The organism is Glutamicibacter sp. NPDC087661, assembly GCF_044743275.1.
GTDB lineage: Bacteria > Actinomycetota > Actinomycetes > Actinomycetales > Micrococcaceae > Glutamicibacter.
Genome location: NZ_JBIUWE010000002.1, coordinates 125305 through 144920, shown reverse-complemented (window position 1 = coordinate 144920; position 19616 = coordinate 125305). Strand labels below are relative to the sequence as shown.

Genomic DNA, 19616 nt, shown 5'->3' with positions numbered 1-19616 from the left:
GTGCAAGGTCGTAAATCATGACTTCCCATGCCCCGCATGAAACAATCCCCGAATTGCGCACCGTCGATCTGGACATCCAGGGAATGACCTGCGCCTCGTGCGTGAATCGGGTGGAACGCAAACTCGGCAAGCTGCCCGGTGTCAGCGCGACGGTGAACCTGCCCCTGGAAACCGCCAAGGTCCAGGTCCCAGCCGATGTCACCGATGAGGCACTGATCGATACGGTGCAAGCCGCCGGCTATACCGCTTCCCTCAAGCACCCGCCCAAACCCGCCGGTTCGGATCACCAGGGACACGGGGAACATGATCACGGCGGGCACGAGCACATGGTGCCCAACCACCTGCTGCGCCGCCTGCTGGTCTCCGCGATCTTCACCATTCCGCTGTTCATCATTTCCATGATTCCCGCAGCGCAGTTCCCGCATTGGGGTTGGGTCGCCTTCGCGCTGGCCACTCCCGTGGTCTTTTACGGCGCCTGGCCTTTCCACAAGGCAGCGGCCGTCAACGCACGGCACCTGGCCTCGACCATGGACACTCTGGTTTCCCTCGGTGTGCTCGCGGCCTACTTCTTCTCTGCAGTGCAGCTGATCCTCGATCCGCAGCTGACCGCCCATATCGGCATGTCCATGTCCGAGCATGCGCTCTACTTTGAAACTGCCGGCGTCGTGGCCACCTTGCTGCTGCTGGGCCGTTTCCTGGAGCACCGCGCCAAGTCCTCGGCATCCGATGCGCTGAAGTCCTTGCTGAACCTGGGCGCCAAGGATGCAGTGGTGCTTCGCGACGGCGCGGAAGTGAAAATCCCGGCCGGGCAGGTGCAGGTCGGGGACCATTTCGTGGTGCGCCCCGGCGAGAAGATCGCTACTGACGGCGTGGTCATTGACGGCGCCAGCGCGGTAGACACCTCGCTGCTTACGGGCGAATCGGTCCCGCAGAAGGCCGGGCCCGGCGATGAAGTCACCGGCGCGACCTTGAATGCCTCGGGCCGGCTGGTGATCGAAGCTACCCGCGTTGGCGCGGACACCACCTTGGCCCAGATGGGCAAGCTGGTCTCCGAAGCCCAATCGGGCAAGGCGCCCATTGCCCGCCTGGCTGACCGGATATCCTCCGTCTTCGTGCCGATCGTACTGGCCATTGCGCTGCTCACGTTCGTGACCTGGTTCTTTGCCAGCGGCGATCCCTACCAGGCGTTCACCGCTGCGGTCGCCGTGCTGGTCATCGCCTGCCCCTGCGCATTGGGCCTGGCGACCCCGATCGGCTTGCTGGTCGGCACCGGACGCGGCGCGCAGCTGGGCATCCTGATCCGCGGGCCGCAGGTCCTGGAAGATACCCGCAAGCTGGACACCATCGTGCTGGACAAGACCGGCACCGTGACCACCGGGGTCATGGCCCATCAGAGCACCGAGGCCATCGACGGAGTCGATCCCGATGAGGTCCTGGCCTTGGCCGGTGCCGTGGAACACCATTCCGAGCATCCGATCGCCCAGGCCATCGCCAAGGCCGCAGCCGGCTTGGGCCCGCTGCCCGAAGCCAGCGACTTCGATTCCGATCCGGGCGGCGGCGTGGTCGGCACGGTCAACGGGCATCGCGTTGCCGTAGGCCGCTCCAGCTGGCTCGAAGCCCAGGGCGCGTCCTTGGATGACTCCGCCAAGGCCATGCTCGCGCAAGCCGAGCAGGCCGGCGCGACCGCCATCCTGGTCGCGGTGGACCAGCAGTTCCAGGCAGTGATCTCGGTGGCGGACAAGATCAAGGACAGCTCCGCAAAAGCTATTGCCGAACTCCAGGAGCGCGGCCTGCGCGTGGTGCTGCTGACCGGCGACAACCAGTCGGTGGCTACCGAGGTTGCCGCCCAGGTAGGCATCAAGGCCGAGGACGTATTCGCCGGGGTGTTCCCTGCCGGCAAGGCCCAGGCGATCACCTCATTGCAAGAGCAGGGCAAGGTCGTGGCCATGGTGGGCGATGGCGTGAATGACGCGCCAGCACTGGCGCAGGCCGACCTCGGCATCGCCATGGGCTCGGGCACCGATGTGGCCATCGAAGCCGCGGACATCACCCTGATGGGTAACGACCTGCATCAGGTCACGCAGGCCATCGACCTGTCGGCCCGAACCCTGTCCACCATCAAGATGAACCTGTTCTGGGCTTTCGCCTACAACACTGCCGGCATTCCGATTGCGGCCCTGGGCTTGCTGAACCCGATGATCGCCGGAGCGGCCATGGCAGCCAGCTCGGTGCTGGTGGTACTGAACTCGCTGCGGCTGCGACGGTTCGGGAAGTAGCCCTCCGTACCTCCCCACGCGGGGCATCGGTTGAACCGATGCCCCGCTTTGCCGCATCCATGCCCTTGCTTCCCGAATCATTACGAAGCGGAGAATCCCCCATTTCGCCAGCCACTTTCCACGATTGGCGTGGCCAAGCGGTTATCCGGGGCCCGAAGTGTGAAATTGCGACTTGCACCACGTTCATTTTTCTGCGCATACTGTGATGGCAATCACCATATATGCCGTTGATGCGTGGCGGGAGAGATCCGCTCACACCATGGGCGGGCGCCGTAGGAGCAATTTCCTCCCCGGGAAACTCTCAGGCACCCGTACCGCTACGAACAGGCACCTCTGGAAAGCAGCCCAGGTTCGTCCGGGCTCACCGAAGGAGCAAGCTTCACCCAGTATTCGGGTGGAAGTGAAAACTCTCAGGTTGTAATACAGATTGGGGAGGGACCAAGAACAGTGCCGCACCGAGCGCACCAGTTTCGAGGGACTCCCCGTGGCATTCGCAGCAACTGCTCTGAGCGCAGCATGCCGCGCAATGCCCAGCTGGAATCCTTCCTAGTCGGATGCGTTCTTCAAAGCGAGCAGCTGCTCTCCAAGCCTTCAGGGCTTGGGGGCAGGAGCGCTTCGAGGCGTCACACCACACTCCTGGAAGGCAATCAGCATGAGTACCACCAGTTCTGGCCCCGCACTCGAACGAGGGCTCTCCAATCGTCACATCCAGCTGATCGCCATTGGCGGCGCCATCGGCACCGGCTTGTTCATGGGCTCCGGCAAGACCATCTCGGTAGCCGGCCCGTCGGTCATCTTCGTCTACATGATCATTGGCTTCATGCTGTTCTTCGTCATGCGCGCCATGGGCGAACTGCTGTTGAGCAACCTGAACTACAAGAGCTTCGCCGACTTCGCCGGCGACCTGTTAGGCCCTTGGGCCGCATTCTTTACCGGCTGGACCTACTGGTTCTGCTGGGTTGTCACCGGCATCGCCGACGTCGTGGCCATCGCCCATTATGTCGCCTTCTGGTGGGGCGATTTGCCGCTATGGATCCCGGCACTAGCCTGTATCGTGCTGCTGCTGGTTCTGAACCTGGCGACAGTGAAGGCTTTTGGCGAAACCGAATTCTGGTTCTCGCTGATCAAGATCGTCGCCATCGGCGCACTGATCGTGGTTGGCCTGGTTATGGTGATCACCGGTTTCGAGCACAACGGTGCTTCTTCATCCTTCGCTAACCTGTGGAACGACGGCGGCATGTTCCCGACCGGCTTCATGGGCTTCGTAGCCGGTTTCCAGATCGCGGTCTTCGCCTTCGTTGGCATTGAGCTGGTTGGCACCACCGCGGCGGAAACCAAGGACCCCGAAAAGACCCTGCCCAAGGCAATCAACTCGATTCCTGTCCGCATCCTGTTCTTCTACGTTGGCGCGCTGATCATCCTGATGGCCGTGACCCCCTGGGATCTGTTCTCCGCTGCGCAATCGCCATTCGTGGGCATGTTCGCCCTGGCCGGTCTGGCTGGCGCCGCTGGCATCATCAACTTCGTGGTCCTTACCTCGGCGGCTTCGAGCGCCAACTCGGGTATCTACTCGACCTCCCGCATGCTCCGTGGCCTGTCCATGGAAGGCGATGCACCGAAGACGTTCACCAAGCTGTCAGGCCGCAAGGTTCCGCGCAACGCCCTGATGTTCTCCTGCATGTTCCTGCTGGCCGGCGTCGCACTGCTCTACGGCGGCGATTCGGTCATGGGAGCATTTACACTGGTCACCACCGTCTCGGCCCTGTGCTTCATGTTCGTCTGGACCATCATCCTGCTCAGCTACCTGGTCTTCCGTGCTCGTCGCCCGCACCTGCACGACGCATCGAAGTTCAAGGTCCCTGGCGGCAGCTTCATGCCATATGTTGTGCTGGCATTCTTCGGCTTCATCTTGTGGGCCCTGACCACCCAGACCGATACCCTCATGGCTATGGCCATTACCCCGATCTGGTTCCTGATCCTGGCTGCAGGCTACCTGGTCATCCGCCGCAACCCCCAGCACCAGGCACTGCGCGCCGCGCACCTGGCCAAGGTGGCGCACGAACGCTATGAGGCCTCCGCCTACCGTGATGCGGAATCCTTCGCCAAGCGCGAAGCGGAAACCGCCGCACAGGTTGCCGAGGACATCCGCCAGTAGCCCGAGCACTTGACAGCTCTCTCAGCCGGGCCCCGGCATCACCAGATGCCGGGGCCTAACTGCATAGTCGCTGGGATCGCTACCGCAATAGCCGGGGTCGATGCGATCATGATGGCAGGCAGCAACCACTTGCATAGTCCGACCCGCTGCCGCTTGGAGGAGAGAACCATGGCATCAACCGGTCCGTTACCGCGCTTCGAATTCGATCAGAGGCTGGGCGCCTTGCCTGATTGGAAGCGTGATGACTTGGGTTTGCGGGCCGCTTACCGTTTCGATTGCGCGAGCACGGCCTTGCAGTTCATTGTCCAGGTAGGCCTGCGCGCCGAGCAGGACAACCGGCATCCGCACCTGGAGTGGCGGGTTACCATCGTCGAGCTGCGCCTAACGCACAACCAGCCCGAGCATCTGGGAACACTGGACCTGGAATTAGCCCGCCATATCTCCATCGAGGCCGGCAAGCTCGAAGCGCAGGTTGTCACCGAGCACTGGTAGCCCCCGGCGTTCGGCCTTGGCGGCGGCGGGCCACCAGCAGCGAAATGGCGATGCTCTGCACCGCACCCACCAAAGCGCCCAGCGCCGTCATGGAAATGCGGTCGATGAGCAGGGACGCGGCCGGTTCAGGGCTGACCAGGTGGACCATGAGCAGTGCGGTGACCGTCATGAATACCATCCCCACCGCATAGTTGCGCAGAATCACCAGCTCGATGACGAACTGCGAGGCCAGCGCAGCGGCCAGGATTACCCAGACCGGGGAATCGAAGGCGAAAACTATTGCGGTCAGCGCTACGCCAATGCAGGTGCCTGCGCAGCGCTGCAGCCCGCGGGCTACCCGCGCATAGGCATCAGCGCCGGTGACTGCGGCGATCGCGCCGAGACTGGCCCAGTACCAGTGGCCGTCGCTGAGCAGATGCCCTGCGATTCCCGCCAGCAGCACGCCCGTGCCCATTTGGAGCGATTGGGCCATGGCCCGGCGCGAGGGCGACCAGGCGTATCCGGAGCGCAGGGTATGAAGCAGGTTGGCTTTGCGCATCGACAGGCCAAGCATCAGCAGCATGCTGAAGGCCATTGTTCCGCCGCCGGCCAGCAGCACCCCGGTGAAGCTTTGCGAAGTGGCCGGGATGCCCAGGCAGGCGCCGCCGGCGAAGACCGCGAAGACCGGGCCCGGCGGCATCCAGCGCGTGGCATGGGAGACGTAGTTGGCGCCAAAACCAATGAATGCCAGCACGAGCACGCGTACCGGGAACGGTGCCTCGATGAGCGAAAAATAGGTGCCCAGTAGCATTGCGGCCAGTTGCACGATACCTGCCGAGAGCTGCTGCCAGAAACGCGGCGCGTACGCGTCGAAACGGCCGAAGACCGCGCAGAAGGCGCCGAACGCTGCATACATTGCCCAGTCAAGGCGGCCAAGGCCGGCCAACAGGATCAGCGGCGCGGCCAGGCTGATCGTCGCCTTGGCTGCCGGGATGAGCGACGGGCGGTGCGGGGCCACGACGACGCTGCGCTGCACTATTTCTTCTAAGTGGCGCTTCACTGGCGTGCCTCGCCGTCCTGCGTAGCGACCAGCTGCAGCAAGGCGCGCAGCTGCTCCCGCTGCGGCTCATCCAATGCGCCGAAGACCTTGGCTTCGTTATGCGAGGCAGCCTCCATCGCCCGGGCAGCGAATTTCCGGCCCTCGGGAGTCAGCGTGATGACGTTGCGGCGGCGGTCCTCCGGATCAACTTCGCGTTCCAGGATCCCACGGCTCGACAGCTGATCGAGGTAGGCCACCAGATGGCCGCGGTTCACATTCGAGCGATCTGCCAAGTCGCTCTGGGAGATGCCGCCGAACTCCTCCAGCGCGCAGATGATGGTGAAATGATGCCGGGATAAGGACTCGGATTCCATCAGCTCGGTGAGCTCCTGGGTGCCGATGCGGCCGGCTCGGGCGGTGAGATAGCTCAGCGAGTTCCATTGGAACTGCGGAATCCGGTGTTCGTTCATCCCTTCAAAATATCATTTCAGCTTGAAACGATTTCGCCCTGAAGCAGTTTATTCGATGTATCTCACACGCAGCTGGCGCGCGTTCCATCGCCAGCTGCGGTCCGCGGAATCGTCGTCTTTTGGAAGGTGAGGGCTCGTTCTCCTTGGCCACGGCCATATTGCGCCGCCTGTCAGAGCCGAAGATCAGCCAGGAGGAATTTGGCGCCCAGTTCGCCGATGAGGATAGCCGGGGCATTGGTGTTGCCGGTGGTGATCTTGGGCATGATCGAGGCATCGATGACGCGCAGCCCTTCCAAGCCGCGTACCCGCAGCTGCGGATCCACCACGGCCTGCGCATCCGTGCCCATGCGGCAGGTACCCACCTGGTGGTGGTAGGTCACGACGTTGTTCCGAATGTAATCCTCCAGCTGCTCATCGCCGCGTATTTCTTCGCCCGGGTAGATTTCCCTCGCTCCCCAGTCCCCGGCCAAGGCATCTTGCTCCACCATCGCGCGGCATTGCTTCATCGATACCAGGAATGCCTGCATATCCCGCGGATCATCCAGCGCATTCAAATCGATGTTCACCGGGTCATCCAGGCCGGGCCCGCCCAGGGTGATTTCGCCGCGGCTGTGCGGGGTGACGATCCCGGAGTGCAAGGTGAAGGCAGTGCCGTCGACCGGTTCCATGCCCGGGGAGTACATGGGCACGGCGAAGAAGATCGGCTGGGTGTCCGGGCGATCCAGGCCCTCGCGGGATCGGGTGAACATGTGCGATTGCGAGACGGAAACCCCGGCACGCGGGGCGGGTATCGCGCGGGTGGTGGTTTCGGCAATCACCGGTGCCAGCAGGTGGTCATGCAGGTTCTTTCCGACCTGATCCAGCTCATGCAGCGGCATGACGCCCGCGGCTTCGAGCTCGGCCACCGGGCCGATGCCTGAGCGCAACAGGATTTGCGGGGATCCCAGGGCACCGGCGCTGAGCACCACCTCATCCGCGCGCAGCTCCTGCAGCTGCCCGCCGATCCGATAGCGCACGCCTACAGCGGATCCGGATTCGAGGATCACCGAATGCACCTCGGCGTCCGTGATGATTTCCATGCACTCGCGCACCGGCTTCAGATAGGCCTTCCAGGTGTTGATGCGTTCGCCGCCAGCAACGTTGATCTGCTCCTTGGAAACGCCTTCCAGCTGCTCGCCGTTGTAGTCGGGATTGAATCCGATTCCGGACTGCACCGCGGCGTCGATAATCGACTGGTGGATCTCATCCAGCTCGTAGTCGTTGTCCACCGGCACCAGCCCATCGCTGCCGTGGAATTCGCTGGCGCCGCCAGAGAAGTTCTCGATTTCCTTGTAGATCGGCAGGACATTCTTCCAGGCCCACTGCTCGCCGCAGTCCTTGGCCCAGTCATCGAAATCCTGCGGGGCGCAGCGCACCCAGATGGTCGCATTCAGCGCGTGGGAACCGCCGAGCACCTTGCCCCGTGGCAGGTGCATCGGCTTGTTCGCTGCCCCGGCCATCGGGACGGTGTGGTAATCCCAGTCGTCCTTGCTATGCCACAGCTCGCCCATGCGCGAGAGGTCGTGGATGGCAGGGTTGGTGTCCTCGGAGCCAGCTTCGAACAAGGTCACCCGCGCCCCGGCATCCACGAGCCGGCGCGCGACCACCGAGCCAGCCGAACCTGCGCCTACGACTATGACCGACTTGCTGCCCATGGGTATTCCTCCAGCTAGGATGCCTGCGAAACTTGTTTCTCCCAGCCTGTACAGGCCAGCGGGTTTTCCCTTGGCATCCGGCGCACAACAATTGGCATCGCGTGCGCGTTTTTACCCTACGGGCCGCTTAGATCCCCTTCCGTGCCGCACGCAGTTCATCGACACGCACCAGCACCACGCCGCACACAATCAGCAGGCCGCCGAATAGCTGCACCGCACCAGGCAGTTCGGAGAGCAGCAGCCAAGCCCACAGCACCGCGAAAAGCACCTCGGTCAACGAGATGAAGCTGGCCACCTTGGACCCCAGTTCCCGGGCGGCCATCACACCGGTGGTGTAGGAGAACACGGTGGCGATCAGGATCAGCCCGGTCAAGGCCAACCACCACGGGGTTTCATATCCAGCAAATGATCCGCTGCCGGCGGCCCACTGCATTGGAAGGATTCCCAAGCCGCCAACCAGCAGCATGGTTAGCGCGCCAACGGCCATGCCACCGGCCGACAGCATGATGGGTGGCAGCGCGCCATCGACCTTGGCGCTAATGAAGAAGTAGACCGTCAGGCCCACCGCTGCCCCCAAGCCCCAGAGCACGCCGATCGGATCAATCCGCGTGGTGCCGGTCAGATCCAGCACCGCCACCAGGCCCGCCAATGACAATAGGGTGCCAGCGATCGTTGCCGCCGACGGGCGCTTCTGGTGCTTGGCCCAGAGCACCAGCACGATGAGCACCGGAGCCAGATACTCCAGCAGCAAAGCCACCCCGACATCCAAGCGCTGCACCGCCAAGAAATAGCACAGCTGGCAGGCTCCCACTCCAAACAATCCGAAGAGCACAATCGACACCCAGTTGGTGCGCAGCAACGTCCAGCGGCCGCGCATCGCCAGGATCGCAGGGATCGCCAGGACCAGCGCGGCGCCGGCCATGCGTGCGGCCACGGCCGCAGTGGGACTCCACCCTGCTTCGAAAAGCCCCTTGGCGAAGGAGCCGGAAATCCCGAAGGCCGCGGAGGATGCCAGCGCAATCCAGATCCCCCGGGACTGGCTTTGACGCAGTACTGGACTGCCGGCAGTGGCGGCCGGAAGGCCGGAATCAGACAGGTCGCTCATGAGGATCTTTGAAGTCTTTCGCGGAGAATTTCATGCCGCCGTTAAGGGGCAAATGGGGGTATGAGCATGACGATACGGTTAGGCTTGAGTGGCAGTCAATCTACCCAGCTTCCAGGAACGAATTATGACCTTTGCACCAGATATCGAAGCTTCATTGAAGTCCGTGGTGAACCTTCTGAATACCGAGGTGCAAATCGTGGATATGCTCTCCACCGTCGCTGATCTCGATGAGTTCCTTGATGCCGAGAATTTCGAAGGCTCCCGCGCGCACAACCAGGCAGAGCTTCGCTCCATTCGCCAGTTGCGTTCCCAGCTGAAGAACATCTGGATAGGTACCGAAGAAGAATCCGTCTTCCGGGTCAATGCGATCCTGCGCAACGCCAACGCCCAGCCTCAATTGATCAAGAGCGAATCGCTGGGTTACCACCTGCACGCCACCACCAACAGCACCCCGCTCTACGACCGCATGGCCGTGGACGCCGCGATGGCACTGGCGGAAGTGATCCGCTCCGGCGGATTGCAGCGGCTGCGGATCTGCGCCTCGGAGGACTGCGAGGCGGCCCTGCTGGATCTGTCGCGCAACCGCTCCAAGCTGTACTGCGATACCGGCAACTGCGCCAACCGCGAGCACGTGCGCGCCTACCGTGCGCGCAAAGCCGGAAAACGTATCGACTAGCCAGAACCCCGACACTGAGCACACCAAGTCTAGTTTCGTCCGTGATCGGCCAGCACGTGGCCAAAATGGCGTTGGGCGATGCCCCTCGCCTTTTACCTTGCCCGGGCCATATGATGAACACACAACCGGGATACCGGCAGTTGCAGTAGTGGAAGGGGCAGGTCATGACTCAGGAAACCCACGCTTCGGATGATTACGAGGCACGGATAGAAGCAGCTGAGAGCGGACCATTGAAAGCCGCGGCCCGCTGGGTTGTAGCTCTGGCTTCTGCCACGCTGGGCGATGCCGAGTACGAAGCGAACGAGCCCCAGGTAGTCGTGCATTCCCGCCAAGACGATTCGGTACTGCTGCGCATGACAACCTCCAGCCTCGAAGAAGCTGAGCGGCTGATCGTCCAGATCCGCGCGGATTTGGAGGCCTTGGGCACCGAGGAGTTCAAAGCGGAATGGGAAGGCGCAGGCGACAAGCCCTAGCTGGATGGGCCAGCGGCTAGTTTTCGACAAGAATCCCGTCGATATCCGCGTACACCATCGCGCCCGGTCGGACCTTCACATCCCCGATGCTGATCACTTCATCCACCGAACCGTGCGAGCGCTTGACGGTTTTGCGCGGGTTGCTGCCCAGTGCCTTGATCCCGAGTTCCATCTCAGCCAGTGCCGCACGGTCGCGTACGGCGCCGCTGATGATGACCCCGGCCCAGCCATTGGCTTCGGCATTCGCGGCAATCATGTCACCCATCAGGGCGTAACGCAGGGATGCTCCCCCATCGACCACGAGCACTGCGCCATTGCCCGGGAAGCTCAGGATCTCCTTGACCAGGCCGTTGTCCTCATGGCACTTCACGGTACGTGCCGGCCCGTGGAAGGACAGCCGCCCGCCAAAGTCCTGGAATTGAGCCGAGACGGACTGCAGTGCATCCCCATGCTGGTCGTAGAGGTCGGCGGTGCTGATCGGTTCCTGGTGCATGGTGTTTCCTTCATGAGCTGCGATAGTGGTCCACCACACAGCTTAGCCCGCAGTGCCCGCAACCCCAGCGCATGACGAAAGTGTCAGAGATTCAGTTCCGCTTCATAGGCCTTGGCGTCCAAGGCGCCGAGGCGCGAATTGCGGCGGCCGAAGCCCAGATAGATCGCAGCTCCCACAGCCATCCAGATGGCGAAGACCAGCCAGGTGATGCCAGCCAGGTTGAACATCAGGAACAGGCAGGCAGCGATGCCCAGAATCGGGGTCACCGGATACAGCGGGACGCGGAAGGTCCGCGGGGTATCCGGCTGGGTTTTGCGCAGGTACATTACCGAGACACCTACCAACGAGAAGGCGAACAGGGTGCCGATGCTGGTCGCTTCGGCCAGCTGGCCCAGAGGAATCAGCGAGGCGGCAATGGCCACGACCGCGCCGGTGACGTAGGTGCCGATGACCGGGGTGCGGGTGCTGGGCGAAACCTTGGCGAAGAAGCGAGGGATCAAGCCGTCGCGGCCCATGGAGAGCAGGATGCGGGTCTGCCCGTACAAGGTGGTCAGCACCACCGAGACGATCGCGATCACCGAGGCCAGGGCGAAAGCCAAGACCATCCACTTCTGTCCGGTGATTTCGGAAACAATCTGCACCAGGGCGGCTTCTGACTCGGCGAACCAGTTCCACTCCCGGGCGCCAATGGCAGCTACGGCAACCAGCACGTAAATGGTGGTTACCAGCACCATGGCGATCATGATTGCCCGCGGCAGGTCCTTCTGCGGATTCTTGGCTTCCTCGCCGGCGGTCGAGGCCGCGTCGAAGCCGATGTAGGAGAAGAAGACCATGGACGCTGCCCCGGTCACGCCCGCGGCGCCCATGGGCAGCAGCGGAGCGAAGTTCCCGGCATTGAAAGCGGTGAAGGCGACCACCACGAAGAAGACGAGGATGGCGATCTTCACGATCACCATGACGGTGTTGGCCAGTGCCGATTCGCGGGCACCGCGAACCAGCAGCAGGGTCGCCAAGATGACCACGATCAATGCCGAGAGGTTGATGACGCCGCCGTCGCCCGGGCCGGCGGCCAGGGCTTGGGGCAAAGCCAGGCCGAAGATCTCCAGCGTCTGGTTCACGTAGGCGCCGGCACCCACCGCCACCGCTGCCGCGGAAACTGCGTATTCCAAGACCAGGCACCAACCGCACACCCAGGCCATGCCTTCGCCCAGCGTGGCGTAGGAATAGGAATAGCTGGAGCCGGAGACCGGGACCATGCCCGCCATTTCGGCATAGGAGACCGCCGAAAGCAGCGCGGTGATGCCGGCCAGCACGAAGGCGATCCAGATCGCCGGGCCGGCGACCGGAACGGCAGATCCGAGGATCACCAGGATGCCGGTGCCCAGGGTGGCTCCGACGGAGATCATGACCAGCTGGGTGACGCCCAGCGAGCGCTTGAGCGTCCCGAGCCCGGCGTTGTTCGCGGCGTCGTTGGCCATCGCCTGGATGGACTTGCGCCGTCGCAGCTGCTTGCCCAGTGGGGTGCGGCCATGCTGATCAGAGATACTCGTGCTACTCACTTGAAATCCTTGGTGCGTGCTTGAGGCGTCCTGCCTCGATCAATTGGCCCGGCAAACGACAACGCGCTGGGACTATCTGTGGATGGACAGTCTCAGCGCGTCATGCCGCGTGGCTAAGCTTTATTATCAGTCTTCAAACTTCTTGTCCGGGTTGGATGAGGATCGGTTTACCCCGGTCCCCTTTCCCAGGTCAGGATCATTGTCCTTGGCAGCCATGGTCATCACCGAGATGACCAGCAGGCTTGCGACAAAGGCGATGCCGAAACAGGCCAAACCGATATCGAAGCGCAAGGGATTCTGCGATCCGCCGGTGGAGCTAACCAGGCCGACCACGCCGGCGACGATGGCCAGGATCAGCGAGAAGCTCAGTGGGCCCTTGATTGACTGGCTCCACGGTTGCTTCTTCTTGTTGTTTCCCACCAGGAACTCCGTTTCTACTTTTACTGCAGACCTAAAGACTAGTTGCTTTCCTGGTCCGGCGAATTGATCGTGGTCGGGGCGGTTGCCTTCATTTCATGGCGATGGCCGAAGGCGGCAATCAGCGCGAAAACGGCCAGAACGATAGTTCCGCCGCCAATCAGGCCGAACAATGCGTGCGCATCCATGCCACCGCTGAAGCACAGCGAAATGGCCAAGATCACGCCCACCGCGCCGGTAACCAGCTGGTTCCTGAACGGCGGGAAGGCCTCGCGATGCTTGGCAAAGACGATGAGCTCGGCAATGCCTCCGGCCAGGAATGCAAAGGCACCCACATAGCCGACCCAGGCAATCGAGCTGACGAAGATGGTGGCGATACCAGCCAGAAGCATCAATCCCGCACCCAGCGCGTAGGGGGCGCGCGACTTCTCCGGCGCGCTTTCCACAGATACGTACTGCCACATGAACACGCCAGTGACAACGAGGAACGCTGCCGTGGAGTAAGTGACAACTTTGTCATCTGCGCCGATCCAGAAAATCGACATCAGGGCATAGGCCAGGGCCGTCAGGCCGCGCAGGAAGACCGGGCGGAAAACATCTGAAGCTTGAACTGGGGTGGTTTTTGGTGCAGGCACAATTTCTATTCTACCGCTCATAGAACTAACCGCCACTTCGCCCGGGGTTAATCACATCAGCCACGGCGGCGAATCAGAGACTGGTCCAGATCCCCGATGCTCGCCGCGCCCATCAGCTGCATAGTCACTTCCACTTCCTTGGCCAGCAATTCGATGGCACGGCTGACGCCTTCCTCTCCCCCAGCCATCAGGCCGTAGAGGTAGGCGCGGCCAATCAGCACGAAGTCCGCTCCGGCACACAGCGCGGCGACAATGTCCGCGCCGGACATGATGCCCGAATCCATGATGATTTCCATGTCCTCACCGACTTCGGCACGCACTTCGCCCAAGGCCTCGAAGGCGATCGGCGCGCGGTCCAGCTGCCGGCCGCCATGATTGGAGACCACCAGTCCGTCAGCACCGGCGGCCTGGGCCTTGGCAGCGTCTTCGCTGGTGAGCACGCCCTTGACTAAGAGCTTGCCCTTCCACAGCTCGCGGATCCATTTCAGATCCTCGAAGTCCAGGGAGGAATCGAACATGGAGTTGATGATCGTTGGCAGGTCTGCCGACGTATCCGACAGCGATGCGAACTTCAGCGAATCGGTGGTCAAGAAGTTGTACCACCATTCGGGTCGGTACGACGCATCGAGCACGGTCTTCACGGTCAATTCCGGCGGGATCTTCATGCCGTTGCGGGTATCGCGGTGGCGTTGGCCGGCCACCGGGGTGTCCACGGTGACCAGCAAGGTGTCATAGCCCGCTGCAGCGGCACGTTCCACCAGCGCCCTGGACTTTTCCCGGTCCTTCCACAGATAGAGCTGGAACCATTTGCGGCCCTCGGGTGCCGCCTCGGCGACCTCCTCGATGGATCGGGTGCCCATGGTGGACAGGCTGAAGGGAATCCCTGCTTTCTGGGCAGCCCGCGAGCCGCCGATTTCGCCCTCGGAGTGCATGAAGCGGGTGAAACCGGTGGGGGCGATGCCGAAGGGCAATGCCGATGGGGCACCGGCAATGGTGGTGGAAAGATCCGACTGCGCGGTTCCGTGCAGGATTCGCGGCAACAGCTCAACGCTGTCGAACACCGCTCGGGCGCGGGTCGCGGTGATTTCTCGCCCGGCAGCGCCATCTACATAGTCGAAGGCCGCGGCGGGGGTGCGGCGCTTGGCGATCTTGCGCAGATCCCAGATGTCGGCGGCACCGGCCAGGCGGGCGGCGCGAGGGCTAGTGGAGGGGAGCTTGAACTTCATCAGGCTGACCAGTTCGGCCACGTCGGGCAGTTGGCGCTTGAGATTACCCATGGATTGTTCCTTTACTTCGGTAGAAATTGCCGGTCTAGTACAGGGTGCGCGAGCTTGCGCGGGTGCCGATGAAGATTGCAATGGCCGAGGACAGGCAGCACAGCGCCAGGTATCCCGCTGGCATCGCGATGGAGCCGTTGCCCGTCTGCAAGAGCGCAGCGGCAATCAGCGGCGAGAGCCCAGCGACGATGGCGCCGTTCAGTTCGCGCGCGATGGCAATCCCGGAGAAGCGCACCGAGACGGGGAACAGCTCGGTGAGGAAGGCCCCTTGGGCACCGGAAGTGCACGGGATCACCAGCGCGTAGCCGGCAGCGATGCCCAGGAATCCGAAGGCGAACTCGCCGGTTGAGATCATCGCGAAGATCGGGAACGCAAGGATCAAACCTGAGATATTCCCGGCCGCCAGGACCTTGGATGCGCCGAACCGATCGGCCAGCCAGCCACCCACCGGGGTGAGCACGACGGAGACCAATGAGCCCAGGGTGACCGCCAGCAGCGCATGGCTTCGCTCCATGCCACTGGTGACCATCAGGCTCAGCGCGAAGACCGCAAGGATGTAGTTGACAGCATTGTGCCCGGTGATGGCGAGGAAGCCCAGGATGACCCGGCGCCAATGCCCCGAGAATACCTGCACGATGGGGAGCTTGGCCTGCTGCTGCTCGGCACGGGCCGAGGCCATGGCGGCGGCATAGTCAGGGGTCTCTTCCAGCTTGTTGCGGATGTAGATGGCCACGACGAACAGCAGTGCCGAGACCAGGAATGGGATGCGCCAGGCCCACCCGAGCAGTACCTCGTCACCGGCCAGCGAGACCAGGAAGAAGCACACGGTGGCCAGGGCGATGCCCAGCGGCGGGGTGGAGAGCACCAGCGAGGTGTAGAACCCGCGTTTTCTCGGCTCCACGTATTCGGCCACCAGCGTCATGGCACCGGTCAGTTCCGCGCCAGCGCCGAATCCCTGGATCAGGCGCAGCAGCACCAGCAGGCCCACGGACCACACGCCCCAGGTCTGCGCGGTCGGCAGCAGGCCGATGCCCACGGTGGCGATGCCCATCAGGATGACCGAGAGCAGCATGGCCGGGCGGCGCCCGAACCGGTCCCCCAGGTGGCCGATGAGCACACCGCCCAGCGGGCGGGCCACGAAGCCCACCGCGAAGGTCGCAAAGGACGCGATCGAGGCCGCCGCTTCTCCGGCTCCGGCGAAGAACAGCGGACCGATCACCACCGATGCGGCCGCGCCATACAGCGCGTAGTCGTACCATTCAATGGCCGTGCCGAAGACAGAGGCGAACAGGGCCCGGCGCCGGTTGCGCGCTTGCTGCGTGCTGGCAGAGTTCTGGGTGATCGGCACAGTCGTAGTCCTTGCGATAAAGTGGTGTTCCGTAAGATACCTGAAATATATTTCATCCCAGACTAGAGTGTTGCCCAGAGCGATAGCTAGATCAGGTCGCCAAGTTACGCCCCTTAGGAATCGGAAAACCATGGCCAGCTCGCTCTCCGAACAGCTCACGCTCACCTTGCGCGAACGCATCAACCGCGGGGAACTTGCCCCGGGAAGCCTGATCATCGAACCGGCACTGGCCCAGGAGTTCGAGGTCTCCAAGACCCCGGTGCGCGAGTCCCTGCGCCAGCTCACCAGCGAGGGCCTGCTGCAGGTGTTGCCCAAGAAGGGCTATCTGGTTCGCGCCATCTCGATGAATGATGTCTATGAAGTCCTGGAACTGCGCAGCTTGCTCGAACCGCATGTGGCGGGGCAGGTAGCCAGCATGCATTCGGCGGCGCTTGTAGTTTCCCTGGCCGGGCACCTTGAAGCCCAGCAAAAGCTGGCGGTCTCCGACCCCATTGCCTCCATGCATGCCGCCCAGTGCTTCCATAGCGAACTGGCCGCGGCATCGCGCAACTCCCGCATTGTGGACAGCTTGGAGAACTGCTTCACGCAAACCGCCCGAGCCCACTACGTGTTGCCTTCCATGCAGCCATACATGTCCCAATCGGACGAGCTGGCCGAGCACCAGTCGATCTTTGCCGCCATACAGAATTCAGATCCTTCAGCGGCCGCCGAGGCCATGACGCTGCATCTGGAATCCATCCGCCGAGCCATGCTGGGACATCACTAGCGGCCAACCATTGATGCATCATGGGCAGGCACACAGCATCGCCGTGCTCGCCGGTAGATGATGCCCGATAACCGGAGTGAGAAGCTTGGCGGGCACGACGCGATCTTCTTCGGCGCAGTGGGGCAACCTCCTGCAATTCCGCCAGCCAGGGGACGTGGACTTCTTCGTGGTCCGCGAGAACATCTTCGAAGGCACCGAACGCGAGACCCTCGTCCGGGAAACGGCAATGACCCGTACCGGTATCGGCCGCACCCTCAGTCCAACGCACTAGTCGTTGCCCAGCCCGGATCCGGGTGGCCGAGGCACGACCAGTTCACTGCACCCATGCGGTCGCCCATGAGATTGCCGCCCAAGCGATGAAGCTCCAGGGTAATCGCTGGCGAGCGGCCCGGTGGCCTGGGTTCAGCTGCCCAACCGCATCCAAGCGCTGTTCCTGGCACGCAGGGACAGGCTCACGCCGCGAGCTGCCATGTAGCCGATGGCGAAAGCAACCCAGATCCACAAAATCGCTGACGTGGAATCCTTGGCAAAGACCTGAACCGCCCAGAGCATCGGCACGTAGAGAACAAGGTTGGCTATGCCCACCAACCCGAGATAGCGGGCATCCCCCGCACCGATGAGCACGCCGTCCAGCACGAACACCAAACCGCACAACGGCTGGGACAATGCCAGCACCCACAGCCCAACGGTGGTCAGCTGGCGGATCTGCTCATCCGGGGTGAAGATCATCGGGAAGACCCACGAGGTGGCAAGCAGCAGGATCCCGGTTACCACGCCGAAGCAGATGCCCCAGCGGCTCATGATCCCGGTGAGCTTGCGGACCTGCTCTGCATCCCCGCGGCCCAGCTCCTGGCCAATCATGGCCTGGGCCGCAATAGCCAACGCATCCAGTGCAAAGGCCAGGAAACTGAAGATCGTGAAGACCAGCTGGTGCGCTGCCAGTGTCTGGGTGCCGGCGTTGGTGGCGACAAGAACCGTGAGGAGCAACGCCGCGCGCATGCTCAGGTTGCGCAGCATCAACCAGGAACCGACTTGCCCGGTGGAAATGAACCCGGACCAGCTCGGCGCCATGGAAATTCCTTGCTTGCGGATTCTTGGCAAGATCATCCACAAATACACCACCGCCATCATCCACTGGGCGATCGATGTGCCAAGCGCGGCACCGGCTACGGACATATCGGCCCAGTAGACCAGCACGAAGTTCAGGACGATATTCAATCCGAAGCCAGCGGTGGCCACGATCAACGGTGTTTTCGTGTCCTGCATGCCACGCAGCACGCCGGTGGCTGCCAGGACCAGCAGCATCGCGGTCAGGCCAGGCATCGAGTAGCGGATGTAATCGACGGCGAATCCAGCGGTTTCCCCTTCGCCGCCCATCAAGCCCACAAGCCGATCGGCACTGAAGTATCCGAGCAGCGACAGCACCACCCCGAGGACTACGGCAAACCACATGCCATCACGGCCCGCCGCCATGGCCTTGCCGGGATTGCCAGCACCCAGGGCTCTGGCTACAGCTGGCGTGGTGGCATAGGCCAAGAAGATCATCAACCCCACCGCTGTGTGCAGCACCGTGGTGCCCAGTGCGGCGCCGGCCAGCTCGGCCACGCCAAGGTGGCCCACGATGGCCGAATCGGCCATCAAGAACAGCGGCTCGGCGATCAAAGCGCCCAAGGCGGGAACGGCCAAGGCAAGGATCTGCCAGGCCAAGCTCCGCGGGGATTCGGTGGGGGTTGAAGGATTCACAACCTCAACTCTACGAAGCAGAGTGGACTTTCACCATTTGCTTGCGCGCAGGAGGATTCCCGGTGCAGTCCTCTTTCCTGCGTCCGGAGCGAGTACTAGGTTTGGAAGCAAGCAGGGCACAGCCAGCACCGCCACCAGAAAACAGGTTTCCCATGGGACAAGAACATATTGGCCATTGGCAATGCGCGGGTTGCGCCGTGGAGTTCCCGCCTGGCCCGCAACCCACCGGCACCTGCCCCATCTGCGCCGATGAACGCCAGTACATTCCGGGCGGAATCCAGCGTTGGGTGCGCACCGAAGACCTGGCAGCAGCCGGCCACCAGCTGACGATCACTTCGCTGGAGCCGGGACTGAATGCGATTGCTTCTCCCGAAATCGGCATAGGCCAAAGCTCCTTGCTCGTGGAGACCACCGCGGGCAACCTGCTCTTCGACGTGCCCGGGCTGATTACCGGAGAAATCATTGATTGGCTGGATAGCCGCGGAAAGCTGGCGGCCATTGTGGCGAGCCATCCGCACATGTACGGGGTGCAGCAGCAATACAGCCAGGCGCTGGGTAATGCGCCGATCCTTGTCGCCGAGAAAGATGCGCAGTGGGTCCAGTATTCCTCAGCCGCCGTCAGGACCTGGTCCCAGCCTTTTGAGGTGCTGCCCGGGATCAGGCTGATGCAGCTCGGCGGCCACGTCCCGGGCAGCACTGCGGCTGTTTGGGAAGCAGGGGCCGATGGCCGCGGAGTCCTGCTGGCTGGCGACGCGGTTTTCCCCGTGGCCGATGGCAATGCGACCTTCTTGCGCAGCTACCCCAACCGCATCCCGCTCTCGGCTGCCGTGGTGCGGCGCATGGCCAAGGATCTGGAGCCGGTGAAGTTCGACCGCCTCTACAACAACTTCGCGGCCCGCATCCAGGTCGATGCCCACCGGGTGGTCCAGTTCTCTGCGGAACGCTATGCCAGGTGGGTATCAGGAGAATTCGACCATCTGACCTGATATTCCGCGCAAAGTTGAGTATTCCGAATGCGG

General features: G+C 62.8%; 19 protein-coding genes and 1 riboswitch. Of the genes, 8 read left to right on the top strand and 11 right to left on the bottom strand.

Annotated features, from left to right (window positions below):
- The first annotated feature begins 17 nt into the window (after window positions 1-17).
- The 3 genes from ACIOTN_RS07490 (at window position 18) to ACIOTN_RS07480 (ending at window position 4923) form a co-directional block, all read left to right on the top strand.
- Window positions 18-2276, top strand: coding sequence for a heavy metal translocating P-type ATPase (locus ACIOTN_RS07490; protein ID WP_402735062.1), 2259 nt, complete (start codon window positions 18-20; stop codon window positions 2274-2276).
- A gap of 228 nt (window positions 2277-2504) precedes the next feature.
- A riboswitch (glycine riboswitch) is annotated at window positions 2505-2603 on the top strand.
- Between the two features lie 325 nt (window positions 2604-2928).
- Window positions 2929-4431: a D-serine/D-alanine/glycine transporter gene (cycA, locus tag ACIOTN_RS07485; protein ID WP_105656110.1), complete on the top strand. Its 1503-nt coding sequence runs from the start codon at window positions 2929-2931 to the stop codon at window positions 4429-4431.
- A 168-nt stretch (window positions 4432-4599) separates the two neighbouring features.
- A complete protein-coding gene (locus ACIOTN_RS07480) occupies window positions 4600-4923 on the top strand; it encodes a 4a-hydroxytetrahydrobiopterin dehydratase (RefSeq protein WP_166650861.1) in 324 nt (107 codons plus the stop codon).
- On the opposite strand, the gene ACIOTN_RS07475 is transcribed toward ACIOTN_RS07480, so the two are convergent.
- From ACIOTN_RS07475 to ACIOTN_RS07460, 4 genes are all read right to left on the bottom strand, one after another.
- Window positions 4907-5962, bottom strand: coding sequence for an FUSC family protein (locus tag ACIOTN_RS07475; RefSeq protein ID WP_332502702.1), 1056 nt, complete (start codon window positions 5960-5962; stop codon window positions 4907-4909). The genes ACIOTN_RS07480 and ACIOTN_RS07475 overlap by 17 nt on opposite strands.
- Window positions 5959-6411, bottom strand: a complete 453-nt coding sequence (locus ACIOTN_RS07470; RefSeq protein ID WP_402735061.1) for a MarR family winged helix-turn-helix transcriptional regulator — start codon at window positions 6409-6411, stop codon at window positions 5959-5961. The genes ACIOTN_RS07475 and ACIOTN_RS07470 overlap by 4 nt, the downstream gene beginning before the upstream one ends.
- 170 nt (window positions 6412-6581) lie before the next feature.
- Window positions 6582-8105, bottom strand: coding sequence for a GMC family oxidoreductase (locus tag ACIOTN_RS07465; protein WP_105656106.1), 1524 nt, complete (start codon window positions 8103-8105; stop codon window positions 6582-6584).
- A 127-nt stretch (window positions 8106-8232) separates the two neighbouring features.
- Window positions 8233-9210, bottom strand: a complete 978-nt coding sequence (locus ACIOTN_RS07460) for an EamA family transporter (protein WP_402735060.1) — start codon at window positions 9208-9210, stop codon at window positions 8233-8235.
- Between the two features lie 124 nt (window positions 9211-9334).
- On the opposite strand from ACIOTN_RS07460, the gene ACIOTN_RS07455 reads away from it, so the two are divergent.
- Both ACIOTN_RS07455 and ACIOTN_RS07450 read left to right on the top strand, forming a co-directional pair.
- Window positions 9335-9886 (top strand): CGNR zinc finger domain-containing protein, encoded by a 552-nt coding sequence (locus ACIOTN_RS07455; protein WP_105656104.1) that lies wholly within the window; start codon window positions 9335-9337, stop codon window positions 9884-9886.
- Window positions 9887-10050: 164 nt separating this feature from the next.
- Window positions 10051-10359 carry a hypothetical protein gene (locus ACIOTN_RS07450; protein ID WP_105656103.1) on the top strand — a complete coding sequence of 103 codons (309 nt, stop codon included), beginning with the start codon at window positions 10051-10053 and terminating at the stop codon, window positions 10357-10359.
- Between the two features lie 16 nt (window positions 10360-10375).
- On the opposite strand, the gene rraA is transcribed toward ACIOTN_RS07450, so the two are convergent.
- From rraA to ACIOTN_RS07420, 6 genes are all read right to left on the bottom strand, one after another.
- Complete coding sequence (gene rraA / locus ACIOTN_RS07445; RefSeq protein ID WP_105656102.1) at window positions 10376-10852, bottom strand: ribonuclease E activity regulator RraA; 477 nt, start codon at window positions 10850-10852, stop codon at window positions 10376-10378.
- Between the two features lie 83 nt (window positions 10853-10935).
- Window positions 10936-12330, bottom strand: a complete 1395-nt coding sequence (locus tag ACIOTN_RS07440) for an amino acid permease (RefSeq protein WP_286134064.1) — start codon at window positions 12328-12330, stop codon at window positions 10936-10938.
- Window positions 12331-12537: 207 nt separating this feature from the next.
- Entirely contained in the window at window positions 12538-12831 is a 294-nt protein-coding gene (locus ACIOTN_RS07435; RefSeq protein ID WP_286134039.1) for a hypothetical protein, read from the bottom strand.
- Between the two features lie 38 nt (window positions 12832-12869).
- On the bottom strand, window positions 12870-13463 hold the full coding sequence (locus ACIOTN_RS07430; protein ID WP_105656100.1) for a DUF308 domain-containing protein: 594 nt from the start codon (window positions 13461-13463) through the stop codon (window positions 12870-12872).
- 56 nt (window positions 13464-13519) lie between these two features.
- Complete coding sequence (locus ACIOTN_RS07425) at window positions 13520-14740, bottom strand: alpha-hydroxy-acid oxidizing protein (protein ID WP_402735059.1); 1221 nt, start codon at window positions 14738-14740, stop codon at window positions 13520-13522.
- 34 nt (window positions 14741-14774) lie between these two features.
- A complete protein-coding gene (locus ACIOTN_RS07420) occupies window positions 14775-16088 on the bottom strand; it encodes an MFS transporter (RefSeq protein WP_105662067.1) in 1314 nt (437 codons plus the stop codon).
- A gap of 130 nt (window positions 16089-16218) precedes the next feature.
- Here ACIOTN_RS07420 and ACIOTN_RS07415 point away from each other — a divergent pair, with 130 nt between their 5' ends.
- Complete coding sequence (locus ACIOTN_RS07415) at window positions 16219-16854, top strand: GntR family transcriptional regulator (protein WP_105656097.1); 636 nt, start codon at window positions 16219-16221, stop codon at window positions 16852-16854.
- Between the two features lie 85 nt (window positions 16855-16939).
- The gene (locus ACIOTN_RS07410) at window positions 16940-17125 is read left to right on the top strand and encodes a hypothetical protein (RefSeq protein ID WP_332489049.1); all 186 of its coding nucleotides are present in this window, start codon (window positions 16940-16942) and stop codon (window positions 17123-17125) included.
- Between the two features lie 131 nt (window positions 17126-17256).
- Here the strand turns inward: ACIOTN_RS07410 and ACIOTN_RS07405 are convergent, their stop codons facing one another.
- A complete protein-coding gene (locus ACIOTN_RS07405) occupies window positions 17257-18597 on the bottom strand; it encodes an MATE family efflux transporter (protein ID WP_332489050.1) in 1341 nt (446 codons plus the stop codon).
- 152 nt (window positions 18598-18749) lie between these two features.
- On the opposite strand from ACIOTN_RS07405, the gene ACIOTN_RS07400 reads away from it, so the two are divergent.
- Window positions 18750-19583, top strand: a complete 834-nt coding sequence (locus ACIOTN_RS07400; RefSeq protein WP_402735058.1) for a hydrolase — start codon at window positions 18750-18752, stop codon at window positions 19581-19583.
- Window positions 19584-19616: the final 33 nt, after the last annotated feature.

What these genes read in the sequence shown, in the direction of transcription:
- ACIOTN_RS07465 (WP_105656106.1), bottom strand. Translation starts at nt 8,105, where the DNA reads ATGGGCAGCAAGTCGGTCATAGTCGTAGGCGCAGGTTCGGCTGGCTCG.
- ACIOTN_RS07470 (WP_402735061.1), bottom strand. Translation starts at nt 6,411, where the DNA reads ATGAACGAACACCGGATTCCGCAGTTCCAATGGAACTCGCTGAGCTAT.
- cycA (WP_105656110.1), top strand. Translation starts at nt 2,929, where the DNA reads ATGAGTACCACCAGTTCTGGCCCCGCACTCGAACGAGGGCTCTCCAAT.
- ACIOTN_RS07460 (WP_402735060.1), bottom strand. Translation starts at nt 9,210, where the DNA reads ATGAGCGACCTGTCTGATTCCGGCCTTCCGGCCGCCACTGCCGGCAGT.
- ACIOTN_RS07440 (WP_286134064.1), bottom strand. Translation starts at nt 12,330, where the DNA reads ATGGCCAACGACGCCGCGAACAACGCCGGGCTCGGGACGCTCAAGCGC.
- ACIOTN_RS07415 (WP_105656097.1), top strand. Translation starts at nt 16,219, where the DNA reads ATGGCCAGCTCGCTCTCCGAACAGCTCACGCTCACCTTGCGCGAACGC.
- ACIOTN_RS07455 (WP_105656104.1), top strand. Translation starts at nt 9,335, where the DNA reads ATGACCTTTGCACCAGATATCGAAGCTTCATTGAAGTCCGTGGTGAAC.
- rraA (WP_105656102.1), bottom strand. Translation starts at nt 10,852, where the DNA reads ATGCACCAGGAACCGATCAGCACCGCCGACCTCTACGACCAGCATGGG.
- ACIOTN_RS07450 (WP_105656103.1), top strand. Translation starts at nt 10,051, where the DNA reads ATGACTCAGGAAACCCACGCTTCGGATGATTACGAGGCACGGATAGAA.
- ACIOTN_RS07480 (WP_166650861.1), top strand. Translation starts at nt 4,600, where the DNA reads ATGGCATCAACCGGTCCGTTACCGCGCTTCGAATTCGATCAGAGGCTG.
- ACIOTN_RS07425 (WP_402735059.1), bottom strand. Translation starts at nt 14,740, where the DNA reads ATGGGTAATCTCAAGCGCCAACTGCCCGACGTGGCCGAACTGGTCAGC.
- ACIOTN_RS07490 (WP_402735062.1), top strand. Translation starts at nt 18, where the DNA reads ATGACTTCCCATGCCCCGCATGAAACAATCCCCGAATTGCGCACCGTC.
- ACIOTN_RS07400 (WP_402735058.1), top strand. Translation starts at nt 18,750, where the DNA reads ATGGGACAAGAACATATTGGCCATTGGCAATGCGCGGGTTGCGCCGTG.